At 63.3% G+C, this 3,133-nt stretch carries 3 protein-coding genes and 1 pseudogene; 1 reads left to right on the top strand and 3 read right to left on the bottom strand.

The window, feature by feature from the left end:
• The 3 genes from ABSG20_RS33475 to pgm all read right to left on the bottom strand — a co-directional run.
• A partial coding sequence (locus ABSG20_RS33475; protein WP_423868721.1) for a glutathione S-transferase N-terminal domain-containing protein occupies positions 1-536 on the bottom strand: 536 nt, incomplete at its 3' end.
• A gap of 162 nt (positions 537-698) precedes the next feature.
• Positions 699-935 carry a hypothetical protein gene (locus ABSG20_RS33470; RefSeq protein WP_423868720.1) on the bottom strand — a complete coding sequence of 79 codons (237 nt, stop codon included), beginning with the start codon at positions 933-935 and terminating at the stop codon, positions 699-701.
• A gap of 54 nt (positions 936-989) precedes the next feature.
• Positions 990-2,639 (bottom strand): phosphoglucomutase (alpha-D-glucose-1,6-bisphosphate-dependent), encoded by a 1,650-nt coding sequence (gene pgm, locus ABSG20_RS33465; RefSeq protein ID WP_423868719.1) that lies wholly within the window; start codon positions 2,637-2,639, stop codon positions 990-992.
• Between the two features lie 167 nt (positions 2,640-2,806).
• Here pgm and ABSG20_RS33460 point away from each other — a divergent pair.
• A pseudogene (locus ABSG20_RS33460) lies at positions 2,807-3,133 on the top strand (excinuclease ABC subunit UvrB); the annotation flags it as partial.

The following is a 3,133-nucleotide window of genomic DNA, read 5'->3' as shown; positions in this document are numbered from 1 at the left end:
ATGTTCTGGCTCTGGTTCTTCCAGCCGGCGACCCAGGGATAGCTCGCCATGTCGGCGATCGAGTATTCGCCGCCGACGAATTCGCGGTCCGCGAGCCGCTTGTTGAGCACGCCGTAGAGCCGGTTGGTCTCGTTCACATAGCGGTCGATGGCGTATTTGATCTTTTCCTGGGCATAATTCGAGAAGTGATGGTTCTGCCCGGCCATCGGCCCGAGCCCGCCCATCTGCCAGAATGTCCACTGGATCGCGTCATAACGGCCGTAGATGTCGGCGGGAAGGAATTTGCCGGTCTTCTCGGCGAGATACAGCAGCATCGCCCCGGATTCGAACACCGAGATCGGCGTTCCGCCGCCTTTCGGCTCGTGGTCGACCAGCGCCGGAATGCGGTTGTTCGGCGCGATTGCCAGGAACTCGGGTTTGAACTGGTCGCCCTTGCCGATGTTGATCGGAAAGATCTTGTAGGGCAGCCCGGCCTCTTCGAGAAACATCGTGATCTTGTGGCCGTTCGGCGTGGTCCAGTAATAAAGGTCGATCATGGGCGTTCCCGCGGTCATTGAAGCTGCAATCGCAAAGTGGATGCGGATGCATGAATGTCGCCATTGCCCTGCCAAGTCAATGGGCGCTTGCATCTGGGCGCAGGAAAGTGATCGGGCCGCGCCGGCGCGGCCAACGTCCCGCTTGTGGCCGCCCAAGCGCGTTCAGCTCACGCGGCCATGCGCACGCAAAAATGTTTCGCCGGCCTCGGTGATGACAACCCTGACGCCGGTGCCTGCGACCGGCTGGCGCACGACGTAGCCGCGATCAACCGCATCCTCCCAGATCGTCAATCGCGGACATGAGGTTCGCCAGCTCTCGATGACATCGGCATAAAGCCGTGGTTCCCGTGCGATCCATTCGACGAGATCGAGCACCAGCGGGTCTGACGTATCGAGCATCGGGTCTTCTCCCTGCGAAAAACCTAACTCGCAATGGCGGCGAGGCAGCTCTGTTCACCCCTTGAAAGCCTGCGCGATCGAATGCTGGGCTTCCTGCTGGATCTGCCGCAGGTGTGTCTGGCTGCGAAAACTTTCCGCGTAGATCTTATAGACGTCCTCGGTGCCCGACGGCCGCGCCGCAAACCAACCGCTGTCGGAGGTGACCTTGATGCCGCCGAAGGATTGGCCATTTCCGGGCGCTGCGGTGAGCACCGCGCGGACCGGCTCGCCGGCGAGTTCCTTCATCGCAAGCTTTTCCGGCGAAAGCGCCTTCAGCAGGTTCTTCTGCGCCGGCGTCGCCGCCGCATCGATCCGTTCGTAGAAGGGCACGCCGAGTTCGTCGGTCAATTGAGTGAACAACTGGCTGGGGTCGCGTTTGGTCTGCGCCGTCATCTCGGCGGCCAACAGGCCGAGAATGAGGCCGTCCTTGTCGGTGGTCCATACCGATCCGTCGCGGCGCAGGAAGGAAGCACCGGCGCTTTCCTCGCCGCCGAATCCGAACGAGCCGTCGCACAGGCCATCGACGAACCATTTGAAGCCGACGGGAGTTTCGACCAGCCGGCGCCCGATCTTCCTGGCGACGCGGTCGATGATCGCGCTGGAGACCACGGTCTTGCCGATCGCGCTGTCCGGGCGCCAGTTTGGGCGATTCCCGAACAGATAGAAGATGGCGGCGGCCAGATAATGGTTCGGATTCATCAGCCCGCTGGAGCGCGTCACGATGCCATGGCGGTCGGCGTCGGTGTCGTTGGCAAAAGCGACATCGAATTGGTCGCGCAGGCCGATCAGCCGCGCCATCGCATAGGGCGAGGAGCAGTCCATCCGGATCTTGCCGTCCCAGTCGACGGTCATGAAGCGGAACGTCGGGTCGACGGCATCGCTGATGACCGTCGCGGCAATGCCGTAGCGCTCGATGATCGGCTGCCAGTACCGCACCGCGGCGCCGCCCAAAGGATCGATCCCGATCTTTACGCCGGAAGACCGGATTGCTGCCATGTCGACGACATCGGCGAGATCGGCGACATAAGGCCCGATGTAATCGTGGCGATGGACGCAGGATGCCTTGCGGGCGCGGTCATAGGGAATGCGCTTGACGCCGCGAAGACCGTCCTCGAGAAAGCCGTTGGCGGCGCGCTCGATGCCGGCGGTGATATCGGTATCCGCCGGACCGCCATTGGGCGGATTATATTTGAAGCCGCCGTCCTCGGGCGGATTGTGCGACGGGGTGATCACCACGCCGTCGGCCAGACCGGTCGCGCGGCCCTTGTTATAGGTCAGGATGGCGTGGGAGATCGCTGGCGTCGGGGTGTAACCATCATGCTCGTCAACCATGACCTCGACGCCGTTGGCCGCGAACACTTCGAGCGCGCTGGCCAGCGCCGGCTCCGCCAGCGCATGGGTGTCGATGCCGACGAACAGGGGTCCATCGAGGCCGATCCTCTGGCGATGATTGCACAGCGCCTGGCTGATCGCCGTGATATGCGCCTCGTTGAAGGCGTGGTTCAGCGAGGAACCGCGATGTCCTGAGGTGCCGAACGCCACCCGTTGCGAGGGTATCGATGGATCGGGTTGGCCGGCAAAATAAGCCGTCACCAGCCGCGGGATATTGGCCAATCTGGATGGGTCGGCGGGCTTGCCGGCGCGCGGATCGACTTCAGCAGCCATCTGGTCCCTCACCCTATCCCGAGGAGCATGATCCTCCGCGGCATTGTAGATGGGTTTTGCCGATCCGAACAAGGGACTGCCAGCATCTCTGCTGAAGCGGTTCATCTACGTTCCCCCTGCCGGCTTTTGCTCTTTTATGTGCGCCGGACTCATCCCATATTCCGACCATGGCGAAGCATCCAAACACTCCAAAAAAGCCCGTCAGAACCCCCAAATCCCGGGCGCATCGGCCGGACGTGCAGCCGATCGGGCCGGCGTTGGCGGAACTGCTCAATCCCGCGATCAACCGCGGCGAAAGCGGCATCGGCTCTTCCACCGGATTGCAGCCGCCGCCGGATAATTCGTGGGACCGTCGTGCCGGCGGCGAAGCCGCCGCCCACCGCGCCCGGGCGTCGACGCGCGGAACGAGTGAGGATGTGGCGGGTCGCGACGCTACGGTCGCAGGCGGCGCATTCTCCCCTCTTCCCGCGCGCATCGCGCGTGGCGGGGAGGGG

Source organism: Bradyrhizobium sp. (genome assembly GCF_049512235.1).
Classification (GTDB): Bacteria; Pseudomonadota; Alphaproteobacteria; order Rhizobiales; family Xanthobacteraceae; genus Bradyrhizobium.
Note: the sequence above shows the minus strand (reverse complement) of the source record. Positions and strands in the feature narration are given on the sequence as shown.